The following is a 19466-nucleotide window of genomic DNA, read 5'->3' on the forward strand; positions in this document are numbered from 1 at the left end:
AGGGATATTATTTCCAAAATTCTCTGTTCATCAAAGCGATATGGCTTATGGATATTCCCTGAGGACATTCCACCTCGCATGCCCCGGTATTGGAGCAGGCTCCAAAACCAAGTTGGTCCATGGTTTCCACCATGTTTTTGATCCGTTTTTTATGCTCGATTTTTCCCTGAGGCAATTGGAAAAGATGGCTTATTTTGGCTGCTGTAAACAAGGCAGCACTGCCGTTTTTACAGGAAGCTACACAGGCTCCGCAGCCGATGCAGGATGCGGCATCAAAAGCCTGCTCTACTGTATCGCTATCTATCAGGGTTTGATTGGCTTCTGGTGCCTGGCCGGTATTTACCGATATATAACCACCAGAAGCAATGATTTTATCCAAGGCTTGCCTGTCTATCTTTAAGTCCTTTTTGATGGGAAATGGCCCGGCGCGGAAAGGTTCTACGTATATGGTTTCTCCCTCCCTGAATGAGCGCATGTGTAATTGGCAGGTACTGGTATGTTCAATGGGACCATGTGCCCTGCCATTGATAAACAGACAACACTGTCCACAAATCCCTTCCCGACAATCGTAATCAAATGAAATGGGGTTTTCTCCTCTAAGGATGAGGGTTTCATTCAGCTGATCCAGCATTTCAAGAAATGAAGTATCAGGCGATATTTTTTTAACCTCATAATCTACCATTTTACCCTTTGATTGGGGATTGTCCTGGCGCCAAATTTTAAGCTTAAAATCCATTATTTGTAACTCCTTTCTGTGGGCTTTGTAAATTCAAACTGTAAAGGTTCTTTAATCAGCACGGGTGTATCTGCATTTTTTTTCCAACAGGAAATGTAACTGAAATCACTATCATTTCTTTTTGCTTCCCCATCCGGAGTTTGATGTTCTTCCCTAAAATGAGCTCCGCAGGACTCTTCCCTGCTCAGCGCATCAATACACATCAATTCCCCGATTTCCAGGTAATCCGCTACCCTCCCGGCTTTTTCCAATTCTTCATTAATACCCTGAAGGACCTGGGGTATTTTCAAATCCTGTAAGAAGGATTTCCGCAATACCCGGATAGATTCTATAGCTTCTGTCAATCCTTTGGCTGACCTGGATAGACCGCATTTGTCATAGAGTATCTTACCCAACTCCCGGTGAAAATGGTCCACTGTCTTGCTTCCGTTTATTCCGGACAATTCCTCCAGCTGTGAGCGCACCTGGTTTTCGGCCTTCATAAATGCTTCTGAACTTGATTCGGGTGGAGTAGCTTTGCCCTGCTGAGCCAGGTATTGAGGTAATGTCTGAGGCAATACATAATACCCATCTATGCAAGCTTGCAACAGAGAATTGGCACCAAGCCGGTTGGCACCGTGGTCTGAAAAATTGGCTTCTCCTATTGCGTATAATCCTGGTATATTGGTGCTAAGTTCATAATCTACCCAAAGCCCGCCCATGGAAAAATGTGCCGCGGGCGAAATCATCATGGGTTGTTGATAGGCATTGATACCCGTGATTTTTTCGTACATATTGAATAAATTGCCGTATTTTTTGCTGATAATATCTTTTCCCTGAGTAGCGATGGCATCTTTAAAATCCAGGTAAACGGCATTTTTCAGGGGACCTACCCCATGCCCTGCATCAATTCGCTCTTTGGCTGCCCTGGAGGCAATATCCCTTGGGGCCAGGTTGCCATAGGAGGGGTACTTTCTTTCCAGGTAATAATCCCTGTCTTCCTCTGGTATCTCAATGGCCTTTCTGTTTTCATTCTTGGTTTGTGGCACCCATATCCTGCCGTCGTTCCTTAAGGACTCTGACATGAGGGTAAGTTTAGATTGGTAGTTACCTGCCTGTGGAAGACAGGTGGGGTGAATTTGCGTCCAGCTGGGACAAGATGTCCATGCTCCTTTCTTGTGTGCGCGCCAGATGGCAGAACCATTGCAGCCCATGGCCAGCGTGGACAGGTAATAGATTTTACCAAATCCACCGGTGGCCAGTACTACTGCATGTGCTGCATGTCTGCTGATTTCTCCGGTGTCCATGTTTCGCACAATAATTCCCTTTGCCACTCCATTCTCCGTGACCAGGTCCAACATTTCATGGCGGGTAAAACTTTTTATCCTGCCCAAATGAACCTGTCGCATCATGGCCTGGTAAGCCCCCAGAAGTAGTTGCTGGCCTGTTTGTCCCCTGGCATAAAAAGTTCTGCTTACCTGAACACCGCCAAAGGAGCGATTTGCCAGGTATCCGCTGTATTCTCTGGCAAATGGGACACCCTGGGCGACTGCCTGATCGATCAGGTGGGAAGAACATTCTGCCAGCCGGTATACATTGGCTTCCCGGGCCCGGAAATCACCTCCTTTTAAAGTGTCATAAAACATTCTGTAAACACTGTCTCCATCATTTTTATAATTTTTCATCGCATTAACCCCTCCCTGTGCAGCCACGGAATGGGCCCTTCTAGGAGAATCCTGAAAACAAAAAGTGGAGACATTATATCCCAATTCGGCAAGGCTGGCAGCAGCTGATGCTCCTGATAGACCTGTGCCCACTACAAGAATCTTGTATTGGTGCCTGTTGTTTGGACTGATCAGGCGTGTTTTGTCCTTGAAGTTGGACCACTTATCCTTCAAGTCGCCTTCCGGTATTTTTGCGTTGGGAGTAGTGGCCGTGTCGGTAGTGTAATACATTAAAAATGTTTTAGCGATTTGTATTACCCTAATAATAATAAATTTTCTCGATTGTTCCCAATGGTTGGGATAGGGAGTTGATTAGGCATTGTAATACTTGTCACCAAAATTCAGGTAGGGTATACCTATATTTGTTCATTGAGAAAAAAAAGTCAGGTTGATTGATTTCACGAATTAATTTGTTTATTACTGGGTTTAATAGCGATAAAGAGGGGGCTTGGGTAAGTCTCCTCTTTTCAAAAAATAGAGTTTTATATCACATGATTACAGATTGGATAACAACTGGAAAGAATTTTCGTGTGAAAACCTCATGAATACCTGCACTGTCAAGCTAATGATTTAAATAATATGGAAAAATACATCCGCATTATTTCCGATGCCTATTATGGGTATTTCAATTACCTGATGAACGAAATCATGTATCCCTCCTGGACCAACTACTTCTGGTGGCTGGTAGGGCTTTCCTTGGTTGTTTGGCTCCTTGAATTGGTTTTTCCCTGGAGGAAATCACAGCCTGCACTCAGAAAAGACTTTTGGTTGGATGGCTTTTACATGTTTTTTAATTTCTTTCTGTTTTCCCTCATTGCTTACAATGCCATTTCCAACGTAGCGGTGGAGGCCTTTAATGATTTTCTTGGGCTTTTTGGTATCAGTAACCTGGTAGCAATTGAAGTGAGTTCCTGGCCGAAATGGGCACAATTTATTTTGTTATTTGTTGTGGCGGATTTTATCCAATGGAATGTTCATCGCATGCTCCACCGGGTGCCGGCACTATGGGAATTCCATAAGGTGCACCATTCCGTAGAGCAAATGGGCTTTGCGGCGCATCTGCGATTTCATTGGATGGAAACCATACTTTACAAGAGTGCGCAATACATACCCCTGGCCATGATAGGCTTTGGCCTGATAGACTTTTTTCTGGTACATATTTTCGCAACGGCCATAGGGCACCTGAATCATGCGAACCTGAGGATAACTTATGGGCCATTGAAATATGTCCTGAACAACCCCATCATGCATATCTGGCATCATTCCAAAAAGCTGCCCGAAGGATCGTATGGAGTGAATTATGGGCTGACCTTAAGTGTCTGGGATTATTTGTTCGGAACAGCCTATATTCCACATGAAGGAAGGGATATTCCCCTGGGCTTTGATGGCATGGAAACGTTTCCTAAAACTTTTTGGCAACAGATCACCTATCCTTACAGGAAGAAAAAGTAAATGGGTTAACTTGCAATGGAAAAATTAGCGGTTCCATGAAGATTTTAAATATTGTCGCGGTTATTACCCCTCTTCTTAGTATGGTGGCAGAGGCTCAGGTTGTCCCGATTGAAACACAAAGACCCTTGCCGGAAAAGCAGGGCTATCAATTGGTATGGGCAGATGAATTTTCTGGTGAAGGTGCTCCTGACCATCGGTTTTGGTCTTTTGAACACGGATTTAAAAGGAACGAGGAACTGCAATGGTACCAAACAGCAAATGCCAGCCAGAAGGATGGGTTTTTGATCATTGAAGCAAGACGGGAGCAGGTGAATAATCCTGCTTATGTTAAAGAAAGCAAAGATTGGAAAAAAAACAGGCCTTTTGCCGAATTTACCTCTTCCAGCGTCAATACCAGCGGGAAATTTTCATTCCAATATGGATTAATGGAGGTGAGGGCTAAAATAGATACTGCCCTGGGTTTGTGGCCCGCCATCTGGACACTTGGTATCTCTAAAGGCTGGCCTGCAAATGGAGAAATTGATGTGATGGAATATTATCTTTCGGAGGGGGAATCCACCATTCTGGCCAATGCAGCCTGGGCACATCCCGACAAAAGAGCCAATTGGGATGAAGCAAAAATCCCATTTTCAGATTTCCTGGAGAAAGACCCTGATTGGCCGGTTAAATTTCACGTATGGAAACTGGACTGGACAGCAAATTACATCAGAATTTTTCTGGATGATGTACTGCTCAATGAAGTTGATCTGACTACTACCATCAACCCTGATGGGTTCAACCCCTTCCATCAACCGCACTATATCCTGCTCAACCTTGCCATTGGAGGAAATGGAGGGGATCCATCAGGCACTGTATTTCCCAAACAGTATGTAGTGGATTATGTCAGGGTATATCAGGCGGATTAGGTTTACCTGTTTCAAAGGTTAATTTATTGTGCATTTAAACCGAAATTTTTAAGATGAGCAACAAATGATAAGTTCTTTAGTCTGAAATGCTCGAAGCGGCATGGTCCAGTTGGTAATGAGCCTGCAAAAGATCTCCGCCAAAATCGTTTTGCAAATCCCGAATGACAGTATGGACATGATTGGCATTGTTTTGAATATTGTCATATTCAATGATGAGGTCAGCACCTTGTAACCTGTAATAATGCGGTTCCCCAACCTGGTTTATTTCACTACCTGCCCAGGCAAATGAGAAAGAATCCCAACCAAGGCTGTTGATTCTGTCCATGAGCTTTTGCAGGTATTCAGCGGTATTTCGGGAAAGATAAACCTGTACCAGGTTTTTAAACAAGGTTTGCTGTTCTGTATTCAGGGAATTGAAAGAAAGCCCTTTTGGCTCCAGTGCCGATGCCTTGCGTTCATTGGAGGTGATAATGTCAAAGGGTGCTTCGTTGCTGAATTTAGCGATTTTTTTTTGGGATTCAGTAAGGGATGCAAGCAAGGCAAAACCCTGATTGGTCTCCTCTGCCAAAACCTGCCTGTCCATCTGGGGCCCTGAAAGTACAATGCCCGGATTAGCCCCCATAAAGGAAGGTGTGGTGGAGACCAGGGTGCCATTGGATGAAGAGAAATTGAGCGATAGGTGGTGACCCTCCAGTCGCCATCCCCAATTATTGGATTTATCCGGTGAACCAAAAATGCTAAAATGATAGTTTAAAGGATCCCGGTAACTGTCATCTGAAGGCCGGTTTTCTACTTCCCTCAATACGTTTTCAAGTTCAAATATGGCTTCTGCCCTTGTTTTTCCTGCTTCTCCCAGCGAAGCGCGCATCAGGGTAAGGGCAGCTGCTTTTTGTTGTTCATTGAAGTCGTGAAAGGTGGGGCCTTTTCTTTCTCTGGGCACAAAATGCCAGTTAAACCTTTCTTTGTGATCAAAAGGGAAACAGGCCTGATTTTTAAGTTTCTGGTCCAGGCTTTGGATAAAGTCCATTGCCAAAGGAGCTAAATGCTGCCCGTAACCAGGCGACATGGCCCATAGGGTCAAAAGCAGCACAAGAGAGCACTTGAGAAGACGAATCATGAGACTGGGATTATTTGGTGAATTTTAAGGTATAGCATATCGATCAATTGCTTTTGTTCCAATAAATTTTAAGATTTTTGGTAGCTCTTCCCGATGCAATGATTTCAGGTTTGCCATCACCATTCAAATCCGCCACTTTGAGGTCTTCGCAAGCCATTCCGTTTTTATCTACCCAATGTGCTTTCCAGGAATGGTCCGGACCTGTATAAAAAAGTTTGATGCCTAAATCTCCTGAATCGTTTGGTTCTCTCCATCCAATGATAATCTGATCTTCTCCCTGGTCAAGTAAATCGCCTGTAGCCAATCCATGTCCCTGATTCATGGCGGAAGTAAGTTCTTTCCGCATCAGGTTATCTCTGGTAAATTGGTCATCATCTGGAAGATAAACCGATAGGGTAGGGCCATGGAAAGGCTCAACCCCGGTGAGGAAGTGATGTCCGGATGCATTTTTGCCAATGCGGATTTCTCCAAAGCCATAATCATCTACCAACCAGGTACCATTTGGGTGGGCCTGCCATTCATTATTGGCATAATGAAAGGCTTTGACACCTTCCTTGCCTCCTATATAAAGTGATTCCCCCTCTTTCTCATTGGGAGAGATTTCCAGATTATGGGTAATGTGCATGGACTGATCGATGACCCAATGCTTCCAGTCAAGGCCTTTTTCGTCCTGCATTTCATAGCCGATTACCTTTACACCTGCTCCTTCTCCTCCCGAATTTCCCCTGCCATGCAAGGGAAGCATGACCAAATGAAACAGGCCTTTATCCGCTTTTATCCAGCGCATGCGATGTACCGTCGGCTCATGGTGAAGTTTCACAGGTTCCCATTTTTGGGTCGGATCCGTGGGCCTTATCAGGTAATGTACCGATCCGGAAAGACTTTCATCTGAGGTTTCCCCGGGATTCCATTGGGCACCCACAGCCACCTCCACTTTTCCATCTCCATTGATATCCCGGGCAGCAATGCATACATTATCATTAGGAGTGAGGTTTTCTACCATAACAAACCTTTTCCAGTCCCCATTTCTATACCAAACAAACTCCTTCTTGTCGGCCAGTAAAATATCCGGTTTGCCGTCTCCATCAACATCGCCAATCGCAAGGCCATAGCCAATTTCAATTTGATTATCCAGGGTTTGCTCCTCAAAGATAGGGTTGGGATCCTGGCTGAACAGTACTGATGCTACTAAAATGAAAGGCAGGTATATCATGGGTTTTGATTGGTTTTTGCTATCTCTAAATTTAATCAAAAAAATGATACATGCCTAATCAGCTGCTGCTAAAAGGATTAAACCACCGATTGACCTGATTTCAGAAATAAATGTATGGCTTCAGATACCTCCACTTTTCCCCCCAGTATTTCAAAAGCTTGTGATCCCTCTAAGGATGTGTCCAGCATGTGGATCAAAACAGCAGCTACATCGGCCCTCGATATTTCTCCTTTTGAATTCAATACAGCTGCCACTTTTATTTTTCCGGTATATGGTCCGTCTGTTAATTTACCCGGTCTGACAATAGCATATGGCAGGCCTGATGCTTTTAAATACTCGTCAGCCTTTTTTTTGGCCATTAGGTAATGCTGCATAGGTTCATCTGCCTTTTCGGCGTTTTCTGCCCCTCTGGAACTCAGTATGACGAATTTTTTTACCTGGTTTTTAAGAGCAAGATCTATGCTTTTAATCGCACCCAACTCATCCACCAATTTGGTTTTGTCTTTCCCGGTTTTGGAGCCTGATCCGGCGGCAAATATCACCTTGTCAATACCTGTAAATGCCTGGCTAAAATCCTTTTCCAAATCTCCTGTAACGGTTTTTATACCCTTTTTCTCAAAAAACGATTGCTGAGATTTTTCCCGAATCATGGCAATAGGAGTATACTCGGGATGGGAAGATAATTGCTCAACCAGTAACCGACCAGTTTTGCCATTTGCACCAATAATCAATATTTTTTCCATAATAATTTAAATCTGTTTCTCAGATTCACCCAAAAATTGTTCCAGTCAACAAAAAAAATTATTAAAAAACCTTAAAATTGATTTTTCCAAGCCCGGATACGAAAGTAGATTACAGTCTATGCAACAAACCTAGCATGATTTTTCTCATGGAAGGCTCTGCATGTGCTGCTGCCTTCAGGACATCCTGAAGACTGATTTTTTTTATATTACCCGGTGTTCCCAGATCAGTAATAGCCGTGATGGCAAACACTTTCATGTCAGAATGAACAGCTACGATCACTTCTGGTACGGTACTCATGCCTACCGCATCCGCCCCAATGCTGCTCAGGTATTTGTATTCAGCCGGGGTTTCCAGGTTAGGGCCCTGTACCCCGGCGTATACTCCCTGATGCAAGGCTATTCCCTTTTCTTTTGCAATTTCTAGTGACCACAGGATAAATTCAGGGCAATATGCCTGGCTCATATCCGGAAACCTGTCTCCGAAACCAGCTACATTGGCTCCCCGGAGCGGATTTTCAGGAAACAAGTCAATGTGGTCATTGATGACCATTACATCCCCTATTTTATGTTTTGCATTTAGGCCACCTGAAGCATTGGAAATGAGTAGTTGCCTGATGCCCAATTTTTTCATGACCCGAATGGGGAAAGTAACTTCTTTCATGGAGTAGCCTTCATAATAATGAAAGCGGCCTTTCATGGCCAGGATATTTTTACCTCCAAGATTTCCAAGAATTAGTTTTCCATGGTGGGATTCAACTGTGGAAATAGGGAAGTAGGGAATTTCCCCGTAAGGGATTTCCAGTTTTACGTCTATGTCATTGATCAGACTTCCAAGTCCGGTCCCAAGAATTATACCGGTTTCAGGTTTTGTTTTCAACAGCTTTTGCAGGTGAAGGACTGCATGGTCTATTTTTTCTGTATATGCTATTTCAGGTTCTTTTCGCATGATCGGTTTGCCTGGAAACTTAAGTCCCGTAAAGGTGAAACGCCAGGTTTCAAATATAGCAAATAAGAAACTTTATGGGGGGCATGATTGTATTTATGTAATTAAAATCAAAAGTCTATGATAAAAATTATAGTAAGCACAAATAGAAAGCAGGCTGTTTCAGCCAGTGTGGCAGAACTTTACCGGGAAATATTGGCGCACAATGGGGTGGAGAGTGAAGTAATTAATTTGACCGAACTCCCGGATGACTTTGTTTTTACTGCGCTTTATGAAAATAATGGTAAAAACAAAGCCTATAATGCCATTCACAATCGGGTAAAGGAAGGTGCAAAGTTTGTGTTTATCGTACCGGAATACAATGGATCATTTCCGGGTATATTGAAATCATTTATTGATGGGATGACTTATCCCAACAGCTTCAGGTCCAAAAAATGTGCCCTGGTGGGGATTTCCTCAGGCATCGGTGGAGGTGGCATTGCGCTGAGCCACCTGACCGATATTTTTAACTACCTGGGAATGCATGTACTGGCCAATAAAATCAAACTGGCCAAAATTGAGGAAAACATGTCAGATGGCCTGCTCACCAATAAGTTATACCTTAGCTTATTGCATGAACAGGCCAAATCATTGATTGATTTTTAAGGTCAATCCACATTGTCATGGAGAAACCTGTTGTTGCTGATGATCTCGTTATCGTCGTTTAGGTTGAATTTTGACAAGCTTCTTTCGGAACTGTGTTGGACCTGGTGAAGTTTGATGTTTTTTCTTTGATAGGCAGGAATTTCCAGTTTTTCTTTAAATTCTTCAGGGGTTTGGTTGACCGATCTCATTTGCCGAAGTTTTTCAAATCGATCATGTGCCCTTTTCATGGCTTTTTCTTTGATCTGCTCGAAATAATCGTTTTGGTAAACGTTTGTCTCTTCCTGTTTTTTCTCCTGATTTTCGTAGGCTTCATGATCCGGTTTGTCAAAAAGGGTCAATACCTTCTTGGGTTCAGGAGTTGGTTTTGGAGCCACGTATTCAAAATCATCATCCGCTTCCGTCCGCTCCTCTCTTTTTTCTTTCTCGGCAGGTTTTTCTGAGTCCGGGCTTTCTTTCGCTGTAGGTTTTTCTTCCTCCTTATTTGTGGTTTCGGATTCATCCGGAGCCTGGGGAGGTTGTTGTACAGAAAAGGTTACGGTTTGTCCCGAACGGGTAACGTCTTCTTCAACTTTTGATGTTTTGCCGGATTCAAGGTGGATGACTTTCCGGGTTTGTTCTTCGTCTTTTTTCTTATCCTGGGAAAAGGTTTTATCTGCCAGAGAATCTGTCTGAAAACCAGTTGCGATGACAGTCACCCGGATGGATTTTTTCAGGTCCGGGTCAATGCCCTGACCGAAAATCACATCGGCCATATCTCCGGCTTTGTTCTGGATAAATTCTGTTATTTCTACCAGTTCGTCCATAGAAAGCTCTTCATCTTCTCCCGACATGATGGACAGCAGGATTTTTTCTGCTCCCTTGATGTCTACGTTGTTGAGCAGGGGAGAGGAAATGGCTCTTTCGGCAGCTTTGAGGGCCCTGCCTTCCCCTTCTTCCGTTGCCGATCCCATTACTGCGGCACCGGCATCTTTCATTACTGTTTTGACATCTTCAAAATCCACATTGACTTCCTGTGTTTCTGTGATGATTTCAGCGATGGATTTGGCGGCAGTACTCAGAATATTGTCTGCTTTCCCGAATGCCTGGCGGATTGGAAGGTTGCCATACATTACCCTTAACTTGTCATTTAAAATCACTAGGACCGTATCACAGTTTTCCCGGAGTGATTCTATACCAATCTGGGCAGATAAGGTTTTTTTCCGGCCTTCAAATATAAATGGTGCTGTCACAATGCCTACAGTAAGGATGTCCATATCCTTGGCTATTTTGGCAATAACAGGAGCTGCACCTGTTCCCGTGCCTCCTCCCATACCAGCTGTAATGAATACCATTTTGGTATTGTCCTCCAATAATTTTCTGATTTCTTCTTTGCTTTCCAAGGCTGCGTTTTTGCCTTTCTCCGGATTGGCACCGGCTCCCAGGCCCTCGGTCAGGTGGGCGCCAATTTGTAATTTTAACGGGACAGGGCTGCTTTTCAGGGCTTGCGAATCGGTATTGACTACCACAAATTCCACATCCTTGATTCCCTGGTTAAACATGTGGTTTACGGCATTGGAGCCACCTCCTCCGACACCAATGACCTTGATGATCGATCGGTGATTTTTTTGAATATCAAATTTATAATCTCTCATGACGCTTGACATTTTTCCTCAATCAGTTGTTAAATATTTTTAGCTTTTGGGTTTCAGTATTGTTGTTGGTCATCACCTATATCATCGGTAATGAAGTTTTTGAGTTTTTTGGTAATGGAACCGAAAATATCCCGACCCATTTGTTCCGATTTATACCCTTTTTTCAATCCCGGATTGCTCAGGGTTTCTTTTAACCTGTAGGTATCTTCCCTGTCATCAAGTGCCTTGAAACCTGCCAAAACCAGTCCAACAGTAGTGGCAAACATAGGGCTTTTCACTTCTTCGATCTTGGATTTTCCCAGGTGTTCATTGGGATATCCGATTCTCGTGTCCAAACCGGTCATGTATTCGAATAGTGGTCCTATACCATGTAGCAGAGATCCTCCTCCGGTCAAAACGATACCGCCAGCCAGTTTTTTGTACACGCCACTGGCAGCAATTTCAGATTGAACCATCTCGATGATCTCTTCCATTCTTGCCTCAATGATGGAGGCGAGGTTTTTGACGGAAATTTCCTTGGGAGGCCTGTTGCGCAATCCCGGAATGGAAACAATCTCATTGGGATTGGCTTCTTCGGAAATGGCCTTACCAAACTTGGTTTTCAACAATTCGGCCTGGTGTTGCATAACCATACATCCTTCCTTGATATCAGCAGTAATGATGTTGCCACCAAATGGAATGACTGCCGTATGGCGAATGATGTTTTCATAAAATATGGCCACATCGGTGGTGCCCCCGCCGATATCTACCAGGCAGACACCGGCTTCCTTATCCAGGTCACTTAGTACGGAAAGGGAGCTGGCAAGTGGTTCCAGGATCAAGGCCTTGGACTGAAGATTGGCTCGCTTGACGCAGCGGTCAATGTTATTGATAGCAGCAGATTGGGCGGTTATGATATGGAAATCAGCTTCAAGCCTTGCTCCGGACATTCCTACAGGATCCCGGACACCCTCTTCATAGTCTACGGTGTAATCCTGGGGCATTACATGAATGATGCTATTGCCCGGAGGGACCACGATGTTTTCCATGTCATTGGCCAGTCGCCTTACATCCTCTACGGTGATCTCATCATCCTTAGGGTTTCGGATGATGACTCCATGGTGAATGGCGCTCCTGATGTGTTGACCGGCAATCCCTACGATTACCTCTCCAATGTCAACATTGGACATTTCAGATGCCTCGTTTACCGCTTTGGTAATGGCATTGACTGTCTTGTCTATATTGGTGACAATGCCTCTGATCACCCCGTCAGAAACCGCTTTGCCCATTCCCAATACTTCCAATTTACCGTATTCATTTTTACGGCCGATAATCGCACAGATTTTCGTTGTACCTATATCCAGTCCTACAATGAGTTTTTCGTTTTCCATAGCGCTAACAATTATTCACAAATGATTTGATCCTTATATTTTACATTTACCCTTTCATAAGTATTCCATCCCTTTTCAGGTAAAATTTTCTTATAAAAGGTCTTGATTTTTCTAAATTTCAAGGGGATGTTTTCAGGTTTACCGAATTCGATCACCTGCCTGCCCACCTGTTGGTACAGGTTCACTTCCCCATTCCTCAATAATTCAACCGAACTGATTTGTGCTGTCCAAAAGGGATCTTGATAAATGAAATGAATCAATTCCAACAGCTGGGCTTCATTATTTGTCAAATCTGTTTCCTGCAACAAGGCCGGGGCGCGGCTGCCTTCCAGTATAAGCACCCTGGAGGTGTAATTGGGGGAGGTAGGAAGGATTTTACCTGTGGTACTGATGTATCCATCAGCCGCCCCGGGCCGGACTATCCTTGCCATAGGAATATGCTGCCTCACTTTTACCCTAATGGTACCTTTCAGGTCCTGATATACTTCGGCTTTTTTGACCAGGGGATGGGCCTCCACTTTTTTCTCCATTTTGTTAATGGATACTTCACTGATATTGGACAGTTTATCCAATTCAGGAAAGGCATTTCTTAGCAGGCTTGCCAGTTCCTTTTCTTCCACAAAATAAACATCACTAACCCCTTCTACATATACTTCCAGTCCGGCAATTTGCCGGGATTCCGATTTATGCTCGGTAAAGGCGATAAAAGCAAACAAGACCAGTCCTACAAGTAGGATGAGCACAGGCTTTTTATATTTCCAAGGCTTACTATTCTCCATCTTTTATCCATTTATTGATAGGTATAACCAGGCGATCAATATCACCGGCTCCAATGGTGACCAAAACTTCAGGCGGATGTTGTGTGAGGTAGCTTAGCAGGGTTTCTTTGTCCAGGACCTGTTTTGAGGGGCTGCTTATCCCCTGAAGCAGCATGGATGAAGTAACTCCCGGTATGGGTTGTTCCCTCGCCGGATAGATATCAAGCAATATAACCTCATCTGCCAGTGAGAGGCTTTCAGAAAAGCCTACAGCAAAATCTCTCGTCCTGGTAAAGAGGTGGGGTTGAAAGATGGCGGTCAGCCGTTTGCCGGGATACATGGCCTTTACAGATTCCAGAAAGGCCCTGATTTCCTCCGGGTGATGGGCGTAGTCATCGATGTAAGTGATTTTATCACTGGTATGAATGCACTCAAACCTTCTTTTTACCCCCTTATAGGTCTCAATTCCTGCTCTTATCGCTTTTTCTGATAAACCATAATAAAGGCCTACCGCAATGGCTGCCAGGGCATTTTCTATGTTGTGAAATCCAGGTACTCTTAGTTCTAATCCCTCAATCCGCTCATTCTCCGAAACAAAATCGAAAGTGAAAGAAACAGTCCCGGTTTTGATGTTTGCCGCATGGACAGCACCTGAAGTCAGCCCGTATTGATGGATCGACGCTGTGCCCAGATCCTGGTCTTTAATTTTTTCGAAGGCTTTTTGATGAATAAAGAGTTGTCCTTTTGGGTTGCACAGCCGGATGAAGGAAATGAACCCTTCAAGCATCTTTTCGGCATCTCCATAAATATCCAAATGATCCGGGTCTATGCTGGTCACAATACTTACATTGGGGTGCAGCTGCAGAAAAGAACGGTCAAATTCATCTGCTTCTACCACTACAACCGGTGCTTCTGTACTTCCTTCATCGTGGAGGATGAGGTTGTTTTGGTAATTTTGGGTAAGACCACCCAAAAAAGCTGCTGTGTTGTGACCGGAATGCTTCAGCAGGTGAGCTATCATGGATGATGTGGTGGTTTTGCCATGGGTCCCGGCTACAGCCACTGATTCCATGTCTTTGGTTATCATTCCCAATACCGCCGATCTTTTCCTGATTAAAAAACCATTATCCTTGAAATAAGTATAAAGCTGACTGCTTTCAGGGACTGCAGGAGTCCACACCACCAATTTATTTTTTCCCTGATCTTTAAAGGATGCAGGAATTTGACTGCTATCATCCGTATAACTGATTTGCATCCCCTCTTTTTCCAGGGCTGCTGTCAGTGGGGAAGGGGTTTTGTCGTAGCCGTAAACGGGAGTGCCCAGGTGATTGAACCAACGGGCAATTGCACTCATACCGATGCCGCCAATTCCGAGAAAATAGACGCTATGTAGGTTTTTCAAGTTCATTGCAACATGTTTTCCATTACGTTTACGATTTCTTTTGCAGCATCAGGCTTTGCCAGTAATTTTATAGCATTGGATAATTTTTGCTGTTTATCAGGATCCTGGAGCAAGCCAATAACTGTAGGTGCAAGATCGGCTACGGCCTCACTGTCCTTAAGCAATAAAGCAGCATGTTGGGATACGAATGCCATGGCATTTTTTGTTTGGTGATCTTCTGCCACATTTGGGGAAGGAATGAAAATGACCGGTTTACCTACCAGGCTCAATTCGGATACGGAAAGGGCTCCGGATCTGGAAATAACCAGGTCTGCCGCCGCATAGGCCAGATCCATATCCCGGATAAATTCCATAGGATGAATATTTTTTAAACCGGATTCAGCTATTTTTTTGCTCACTTCTTCATGATAAAATTTGCCGGTCTGCCAGAGCACCTGGTAACCATTTTTTTCAAATTTCGCCATACTGCCCAGTAAGGCATGGTTGAGGGTTCTGGCGCCCAGGCTTCCGCCTATGGAAAGAATAACCGGTTTAGCCGGCTGCAATCCAAAATGATTTATCGCCTTTTCTTTTTTATCCCTGAGATCCAGGATGTCTTTTCTTACAGGATTACCCGTATACCGGATCTTTTGGGCAGGGAAATAGCGGTCCATGTCCGGATAGGCCACACAGATGGCATCTGCTCTTTTGGCCAGGACTTTATTGGTCAGTCCTGCATAGCTGTTTTGTTCCTGAATAAGGGTGGGGATTTTTTTTCTTTGGGCCGCAAAGAGTACAGGTCCACTGGCATATCCGCCTACTCCTACTACAAGGTGTGGTTTAAAGTTTTTAATCAGTTTACTCGCCTTTTGAAGGCTATCAAGGACTTTAAAAGGAAACCATAAATTATCCAGGGTCAGTCTTCTTTGAAGCCCGGCTATCCTGAGTCCCTCGATCCTATATCCCGCTTCTGGCACTTTTTGCATCTCCATTTTTCCTTCCGCACCCACAAACAGCACCTCACTCTCCGGATATTTTTCATTCCAGGCTTTGGCAATGGCGATGGCGGGGTAGATATGTCCTCCGGTTCCGCCTCCACTAATGATGATTCGATATGTTTCTTTGTTCCCTTTCAATTGATCAAACTACTTTTACCATATTTTTTGTCATTTTTTCTTCAGCCAGAAATGCATCTTCATGATCTCCTCTGCTAATACTTAATATGATACCCAATGATATCCCGGTAAATATCAGGGAAGTCCCTCCCATACTGACCATGGGTAGAGGCAATCCGGTAATCGGTACCAAACCTACCGCCACACCCATATTGATCATGGCTTGAATGACCAGGGAAAAACTGAGGCCCGCAGACAACAGCCCTCCAAATGGTCGGGTGGAAATGGCTACTACCCGCATGCCCCTGTAAAGCAAGGCCAGGTACAGAAACAGTACTAACCCTCCACCAACCATGCCATATTCTTCAATAATAATGGCATAAATAAAATCCGAATAGGGATGGGGTAGGATATTTCTTTGTTCACTTTTTCCTGGTCCCTTTCCTGTGATCCCACCTGTGGCAATGGCGATGTAGGAATGCTTTGCCTGAAAAGGAATCTCGCTGGGTTCCTTATCCATGAATTTTTCTATCCTTGAAAAGAATACTCCGCCTCTTTGCCCCATGAAGATGGCCGTGCTTAATACCATGGCTCCTACCATGCATACCACCAGGAGGTATTTAACCGGTACCCTGCCTATAAACATCAGCAGCAGGCAGGTAGCCAATAGCATGACCGCAGTGGACATGTTGGCGATGGCAATCAAAAGGCAAATGATACCAATCCAGATAATCAGGGGAATAAATGTGATTTTGATATTTGTAATCTGCCGCTGCCTTTTAGCCAGCATTCCTGCCACCGCGGCTATAAGTGCCAGTTTTGCCAAATCTGATGGTTGAAATGCCTGATCAATAATAGGTATGGTTATCCATCGGCTTGCCTCATTGATCTTGGACCCGAACATATAAGTGACCAAAAGCAGGGGCACACTTACCCATAAGGCAAACAGACTCAATTTGGAGAAATATTTATAGGGGATGTTGTGAATCGCCCACATGACCACCAGGCTGGTGATAATCAGCGCACTGTGCTTGAACAGGTAAATTTCGGTGTTGCCTCCCATTTTTCTATAGGCCAGTGATCCAGTGGCTGAGTATACCGCCAAAATACTGATCAGGGACAATAGCAGTACAATGGCCCAAATGATCGGGTCGCCTTTCAGGTTCTCTTCCAGCCAAACTTTTATTTTCACCATTATTGCTCTTGTTTCAATTTTAAAACCCCGGCCTTGAATTGATTGCCCCGATCTTCATAATTTTTGAAAAGATCAAAACTGGCACATGCCGGTGATAGTAATACTACGTCTCCTGCCCTTCCTTTCTCCAGAGCCCATTGAATGGCCTGGGCCATGTTCTGGGTTTCAAGGATTTCCGGGATTTTTCCCGAAAAGGCCTTTTTAAGCTTTTCGTTGTTTTTGCCCAGGCAGATCAATACCTGTACATGATTGGTTATTTTGTCTTCCAATAGTCCATAATCATTGCCCTTATCCACCCCTCCGGCAATCCATATAAGCGGGGCTTCAAATGCTTCCAGCGCAAAGGCCGTGGCATCTACATTGGTACCTTTGCTGTCATTTACAAAAAGGACTCCCCCGATAGTGGCCACAGATTCCATTCTATGCGCTGCATTTACAAAACTTTTCAGGCCTTCCCCCAGGCTCCCGGGATCGGCTCCAGCCAGCCTGGCTGCCAGCAGTGCAGCCATGGTGTTGAGTTGGTTATGCCGTCCTTTAAGGGCCATTTTTTCAAGGGGCCAGGAGCAGCTGCCTTCATGGGTTTGCACCACCAACTCATTTTCCCGTAGGTAGGATTTGGTATCAGGACCACATTCCATATCAAAGGGGAAAAGCTCCGGGCTTCCCTGCATTTTCCGGATGGCTGCGGATATATTTTTATCTGCTTCATGGAAGATGAATTGATCGCCCCCTGCCATTTTTGCCGTCAGCTTTACTTTGGTCGCCGCATACAGAGACAAGTCATAATTGTACCGGTCCAAATGGTCCGGGGTGATGTTAAGCAAAACGGCGATTTTTGGCCTGAAATTCTCAAATCCTTCGATCTGAAAACTACTCACTTCCAATACCCACCAATCGTGATCTTCATGGGAGAGCTGTAATGCCCAGCTCTGTCCTACGTTCCCTCCGATGCCTGCATCCATTCCGGCTGCCCGCATCAGGTGGTGCGTGAGTAATGTCGTGGTGGTTTTGCCATTGGTACCGGTGATGGCGATGACTTTTCCTCGGGAAAAACCGTAGGCAAATTCCAATTCATCTATTACCCGTTTCCCTGATGAAAGTAATTTTTCTATCAAGGGGTTTGAAAAAGGGATTCCCGGGCTTTTTATCAGGGTATCCGCATCCATTAATTTTTCAAGAGAATGTTGCTCTTCTTCAAATGCAATCCCCTTTTCCAGATATGTTTTTTTCTTTTCGGCGCTTATTTTTCCGCCATCGGACACAAAAACCTCGTGCCCGTTTTTATGGGCCAGTAAAGCTGCGCCAAAACCGCTTTCTCCAGATCCTATGATAGCTGTTTTTTGCATTTACCTTAGTTTTAGTGTTGCCAATGCCATGATGGCAAACAAAATTCCCAAAATCCAGAACCTTACCGTTATTTTGGCTTCAGGAATATTTTTTTTCTGGTAATGGTGGTGCAGGGGAGACATCAGGAAAATCCTACGGCCTTCCCCAAATTTCTTTTTGGTATATTTAAAATAGCTCACCTGAATGATCACAGAGAGCAATTCAATCAGAAAAATGCCACATAAGATAGGTAGCAAAAGCTCCTTTCTCAATACCAGGGAGAGTACTGCGATCACTCCTCCTATCATGAGACTTCCCGTGTCTCCCATAAAAACCTGGGCCGGATAGGAATTGTACCAAAGAAAACCCACACAGGCTCCCACGAATGCTGAGCAGAATATCACCAGCTCTCCGGAATTTGGGATAAACATGACATTCAGGTATTGGGAAAATATGGCATTGCCACTGATATAGGCATAAATGGCTATGGTAAGTCCAATTATGGCCGAAGTGCCTGCTGCCAGTCCATCTATTCCATCGGTGATATTGGCACCATTGGAGACTGCCGTAACCACAAATATGACCAGGATGATGTAAAAAAACGGGGTGAAATTTTCTCCCAGAAACCCAAAAACGACATCATAGTTGAGCTCATTGTTTTTAAGAAAAGGAATGGTGGTTTTCATGGATTTGACATCCTGAAAGGCAGGGGTGTCTACTACGCCTTCTGCTATGGAAACCGTGTCCTGAAATTCCCGCACCACCACGTCTTGGTGAAAATACAAGGTGACCCCAACGATGATCCCTATGCTGACCTGTCCGGCAATTTTGAACCATCCGGCCAAGCCTTCCTTGTTTTTTTTGAATACCTTGATATAATCATCCAGGAAACCGATACCGCCTAGCCAGAGGGTGGTGACCAATAGCAAAATGATGTAAATGTTGTAGATATTGGCAAATAGCAGGGTAGGAATGACAATGGCGGCCATGATCATCAAGCCACCCATGGTTGGTGTTCCTTTTTTCTCCATTTGACCTTGCAGGCCAAGTTCTCTGACGGATTCCCCAATCGATTTTTTCCTGATCCAGTCGATGATGGTTTTACCCAAAGTGATGGTGATCAAAAGGGAAAAAAAAGCGGCCATTCCTGCACGGAATGAAATGTACCGGAATACCCCCGCACCCGGAAAATCAAATTTTTGGTCGATATAATCAAAAAGATGGTAGAGCATT

The 19466-nt window shown here is 44.4% G+C and carries 17 protein-coding genes; 3 read left to right on the forward strand and 14 right to left on the reverse strand.

Going from position 1 to position 19466, the window contains the following annotated elements:
- Positions 1-7: 7 nt before the first annotated feature.
- Together HUJ21_RS02325 and HUJ21_RS02330 are read right to left on the reverse strand one after the other, a co-directional pair.
- Positions 8-736 carry a succinate dehydrogenase/fumarate reductase iron-sulfur subunit gene (locus HUJ21_RS02325; protein WP_291366948.1) on the reverse strand — a complete coding sequence of 243 codons (729 nt, stop codon included), beginning with the start codon at positions 734-736 and terminating at the stop codon, positions 8-10.
- Entirely contained in the window at positions 736-2670 is a 1935-nt protein-coding gene (locus tag HUJ21_RS02330) for a fumarate reductase/succinate dehydrogenase flavoprotein subunit (RefSeq protein ID WP_291366949.1), read from the reverse strand. Before HUJ21_RS02330 ends, HUJ21_RS02325 begins: the two co-directional genes overlap by 1 nt.
- 348 nt (positions 2671-3018) lie before the next feature.
- On the opposite strand from HUJ21_RS02330, the gene HUJ21_RS02335 reads away from it, so the two are divergent.
- Together HUJ21_RS02335 and HUJ21_RS02340 are read left to right on the forward strand one after the other, a co-directional pair.
- Positions 3019-3891, forward strand: a complete 873-nt coding sequence (locus HUJ21_RS02335) for a sterol desaturase family protein (protein ID WP_291366950.1) — start codon at positions 3019-3021, stop codon at positions 3889-3891.
- A 35-nt stretch (positions 3892-3926) separates the two neighbouring features.
- Entirely contained in the window at positions 3927-4796 is an 870-nt protein-coding gene (locus HUJ21_RS02340) for a glycoside hydrolase family 16 protein (protein WP_291366951.1), read from the forward strand.
- Between the two features lie 76 nt (positions 4797-4872).
- On the opposite strand, the gene HUJ21_RS02345 is transcribed toward HUJ21_RS02340, so the two are convergent.
- The 4 genes from HUJ21_RS02345 to HUJ21_RS02360 form a co-directional block, all read right to left on the reverse strand.
- Positions 4873-5913 carry a DUF3500 domain-containing protein gene (locus HUJ21_RS02345; protein ID WP_291366952.1) on the reverse strand — a complete coding sequence of 347 codons (1041 nt, stop codon included), beginning with the start codon at positions 5911-5913 and terminating at the stop codon, positions 4873-4875.
- A gap of 43 nt (positions 5914-5956) precedes the next feature.
- The gene (locus tag HUJ21_RS02350) at positions 5957-7126 is read right to left on the reverse strand and encodes a VCBS repeat-containing protein (protein ID WP_291366953.1); all 1170 of its coding nucleotides are present in this window, start codon (positions 7124-7126) and stop codon (positions 5957-5959) included.
- A gap of 77 nt (positions 7127-7203) precedes the next feature.
- Entirely contained in the window at positions 7204-7869 is a 666-nt protein-coding gene (locus HUJ21_RS02355; protein ID WP_291366954.1) for an SDR family oxidoreductase, read from the reverse strand.
- A 109-nt stretch (positions 7870-7978) separates the two neighbouring features.
- The gene (locus tag HUJ21_RS02360; RefSeq protein ID WP_291366955.1) at positions 7979-8815 is read right to left on the reverse strand and encodes a purine-nucleoside phosphorylase; all 837 of its coding nucleotides are present in this window, start codon (positions 8813-8815) and stop codon (positions 7979-7981) included.
- A gap of 117 nt (positions 8816-8932) precedes the next feature.
- Between HUJ21_RS02360 and HUJ21_RS02365 the strand changes: the two genes are divergently transcribed.
- Positions 8933-9457 carry an NAD(P)H-dependent oxidoreductase gene (locus HUJ21_RS02365; protein ID WP_291366956.1) on the forward strand — a complete coding sequence of 175 codons (525 nt, stop codon included), beginning with the start codon at positions 8933-8935 and terminating at the stop codon, positions 9455-9457.
- Between the two features lie 2 nt (positions 9458-9459).
- Here HUJ21_RS02365 and ftsZ read toward each other — a convergent pair whose 3' ends face one another.
- Genes ftsZ through mraY form a run of 8 tightly spaced genes read right to left on the reverse strand, consistent with a single transcriptional unit; the run spans position 9460 to position 19465 of the window.
- Positions 9460-11088 (reverse strand): cell division protein FtsZ, encoded by a 1629-nt coding sequence (ftsZ, locus tag HUJ21_RS02370; protein ID WP_291366957.1) that lies wholly within the window; start codon positions 11086-11088, stop codon positions 9460-9462.
- A 53-nt stretch (positions 11089-11141) separates the two neighbouring features.
- Positions 11142-12458, reverse strand: a complete 1317-nt coding sequence (gene ftsA / locus HUJ21_RS02375; RefSeq protein ID WP_291366958.1) for a cell division protein FtsA — start codon at positions 12456-12458, stop codon at positions 11142-11144.
- Positions 12459-12469: 11 nt separating this feature from the next.
- Positions 12470-13237 (reverse strand): cell division protein, encoded by a 768-nt coding sequence (locus HUJ21_RS02380; protein ID WP_291366959.1) that lies wholly within the window; start codon positions 13235-13237, stop codon positions 12470-12472.
- Positions 13227-14624, reverse strand: coding sequence for a UDP-N-acetylmuramate--L-alanine ligase (gene murC, locus HUJ21_RS02385; RefSeq protein ID WP_291366960.1), 1398 nt, complete (start codon positions 14622-14624; stop codon positions 13227-13229). Before murC ends, HUJ21_RS02380 begins: the two co-directional genes overlap by 11 nt.
- Positions 14621-15733, reverse strand: a complete 1113-nt coding sequence (gene murG, locus HUJ21_RS02390) for an undecaprenyldiphospho-muramoylpentapeptide beta-N-acetylglucosaminyltransferase (RefSeq protein WP_291366961.1) — start codon at positions 15731-15733, stop codon at positions 14621-14623. The genes murC and murG overlap by 4 nt, the downstream gene beginning before the upstream one ends.
- 4 nt (positions 15734-15737) lie before the next feature.
- Positions 15738-16907 carry an FtsW/RodA/SpoVE family cell cycle protein gene (locus HUJ21_RS02395; RefSeq protein WP_291366962.1) on the reverse strand — a complete coding sequence of 390 codons (1170 nt, stop codon included), beginning with the start codon at positions 16905-16907 and terminating at the stop codon, positions 15738-15740.
- The gene (gene murD / locus HUJ21_RS02400) at positions 16907-18253 is read right to left on the reverse strand and encodes a UDP-N-acetylmuramoyl-L-alanine--D-glutamate ligase (RefSeq protein ID WP_291366963.1); all 1347 of its coding nucleotides are present in this window, start codon (positions 18251-18253) and stop codon (positions 16907-16909) included. The genes HUJ21_RS02395 and murD overlap by 1 nt, the downstream gene beginning before the upstream one ends.
- Complete coding sequence (mraY, locus tag HUJ21_RS02405) at positions 18254-19465, reverse strand: phospho-N-acetylmuramoyl-pentapeptide-transferase (protein ID WP_291366964.1); 1212 nt, start codon at positions 19463-19465, stop codon at positions 18254-18256.
- Between the last annotated feature and the right edge of the window lies 1 nt (position 19466).

Origin of the sequence: Cyclobacterium sp., from assembly GCF_014762705.1 — a bacterium.
In the GTDB taxonomy this organism is placed as follows: Bacteria; Bacteroidota; Bacteroidia; order Cytophagales; family Cyclobacteriaceae; genus Cyclobacterium.

What these genes read in the sequence shown, in the direction of transcription:
- HUJ21_RS02325 (WP_291366948.1), bottom strand. Translation starts at nt 736, where the DNA reads ATGGATTTTAAGCTTAAAATTTGGCGCCAGGACAATCCCCAATCAAAG.
- HUJ21_RS02330 (WP_291366949.1), bottom strand. Translation starts at nt 2,670, where the DNA reads ATGTATTACACTACCGACACGGCCACTACTCCCAACGCAAAAATACCG.
- HUJ21_RS02335 (WP_291366950.1), top strand. Translation starts at nt 3,019, where the DNA reads ATGGAAAAATACATCCGCATTATTTCCGATGCCTATTATGGGTATTTC.
- HUJ21_RS02340 (WP_291366951.1), top strand. Translation starts at nt 3,927, where the DNA reads ATGAAGATTTTAAATATTGTCGCGGTTATTACCCCTCTTCTTAGTATG.
- HUJ21_RS02345 (WP_291366952.1), bottom strand. Translation starts at nt 5,913, where the DNA reads ATGATTCGTCTTCTCAAGTGCTCTCTTGTGCTGCTTTTGACCCTATGG.
- HUJ21_RS02350 (WP_291366953.1), bottom strand. Translation starts at nt 7,126, where the DNA reads ATGATATACCTGCCTTTCATTTTAGTAGCATCAGTACTGTTCAGCCAG.
- HUJ21_RS02355 (WP_291366954.1), bottom strand. Translation starts at nt 7,869, where the DNA reads ATGGAAAAAATATTGATTATTGGTGCAAATGGCAAAACTGGTCGGTTA.
- HUJ21_RS02360 (WP_291366955.1), bottom strand. Translation starts at nt 8,815, where the DNA reads ATGCGAAAAGAACCTGAAATAGCATATACAGAAAAAATAGACCATGCA.
- HUJ21_RS02365 (WP_291366956.1), top strand. Translation starts at nt 8,933, where the DNA reads ATGATAAAAATTATAGTAAGCACAAATAGAAAGCAGGCTGTTTCAGCC.
- ftsZ (WP_291366957.1), bottom strand. Translation starts at nt 11,088, where the DNA reads ATGAGAGATTATAAATTTGATATTCAAAAAAATCACCGATCGATCATC.
- ftsA (WP_291366958.1), bottom strand. Translation starts at nt 12,458, where the DNA reads ATGGAAAACGAAAAACTCATTGTAGGACTGGATATAGGTACAACGAAA.
- HUJ21_RS02380 (WP_291366959.1), bottom strand. Translation starts at nt 13,237, where the DNA reads ATGGAGAATAGTAAGCCTTGGAAATATAAAAAGCCTGTGCTCATCCTA.
- murC (WP_291366960.1), bottom strand. Translation starts at nt 14,624, where the DNA reads ATGAACTTGAAAAACCTACATAGCGTCTATTTTCTCGGAATTGGCGGC.
- HUJ21_RS02395 (WP_291366962.1), bottom strand. Translation starts at nt 16,907, where the DNA reads ATGGTGAAAATAAAAGTTTGGCTGGAAGAGAACCTGAAAGGCGACCCG.
- murD (WP_291366963.1), bottom strand. Translation starts at nt 18,253, where the DNA reads ATGCAAAAAACAGCTATCATAGGATCTGGAGAAAGCGGTTTTGGCGCA.
- mraY (WP_291366964.1), bottom strand. Translation starts at nt 19,465, where the DNA reads ATGCTCTACCATCTTTTTGATTATATCGACCAAAAATTTGATTTTCCG.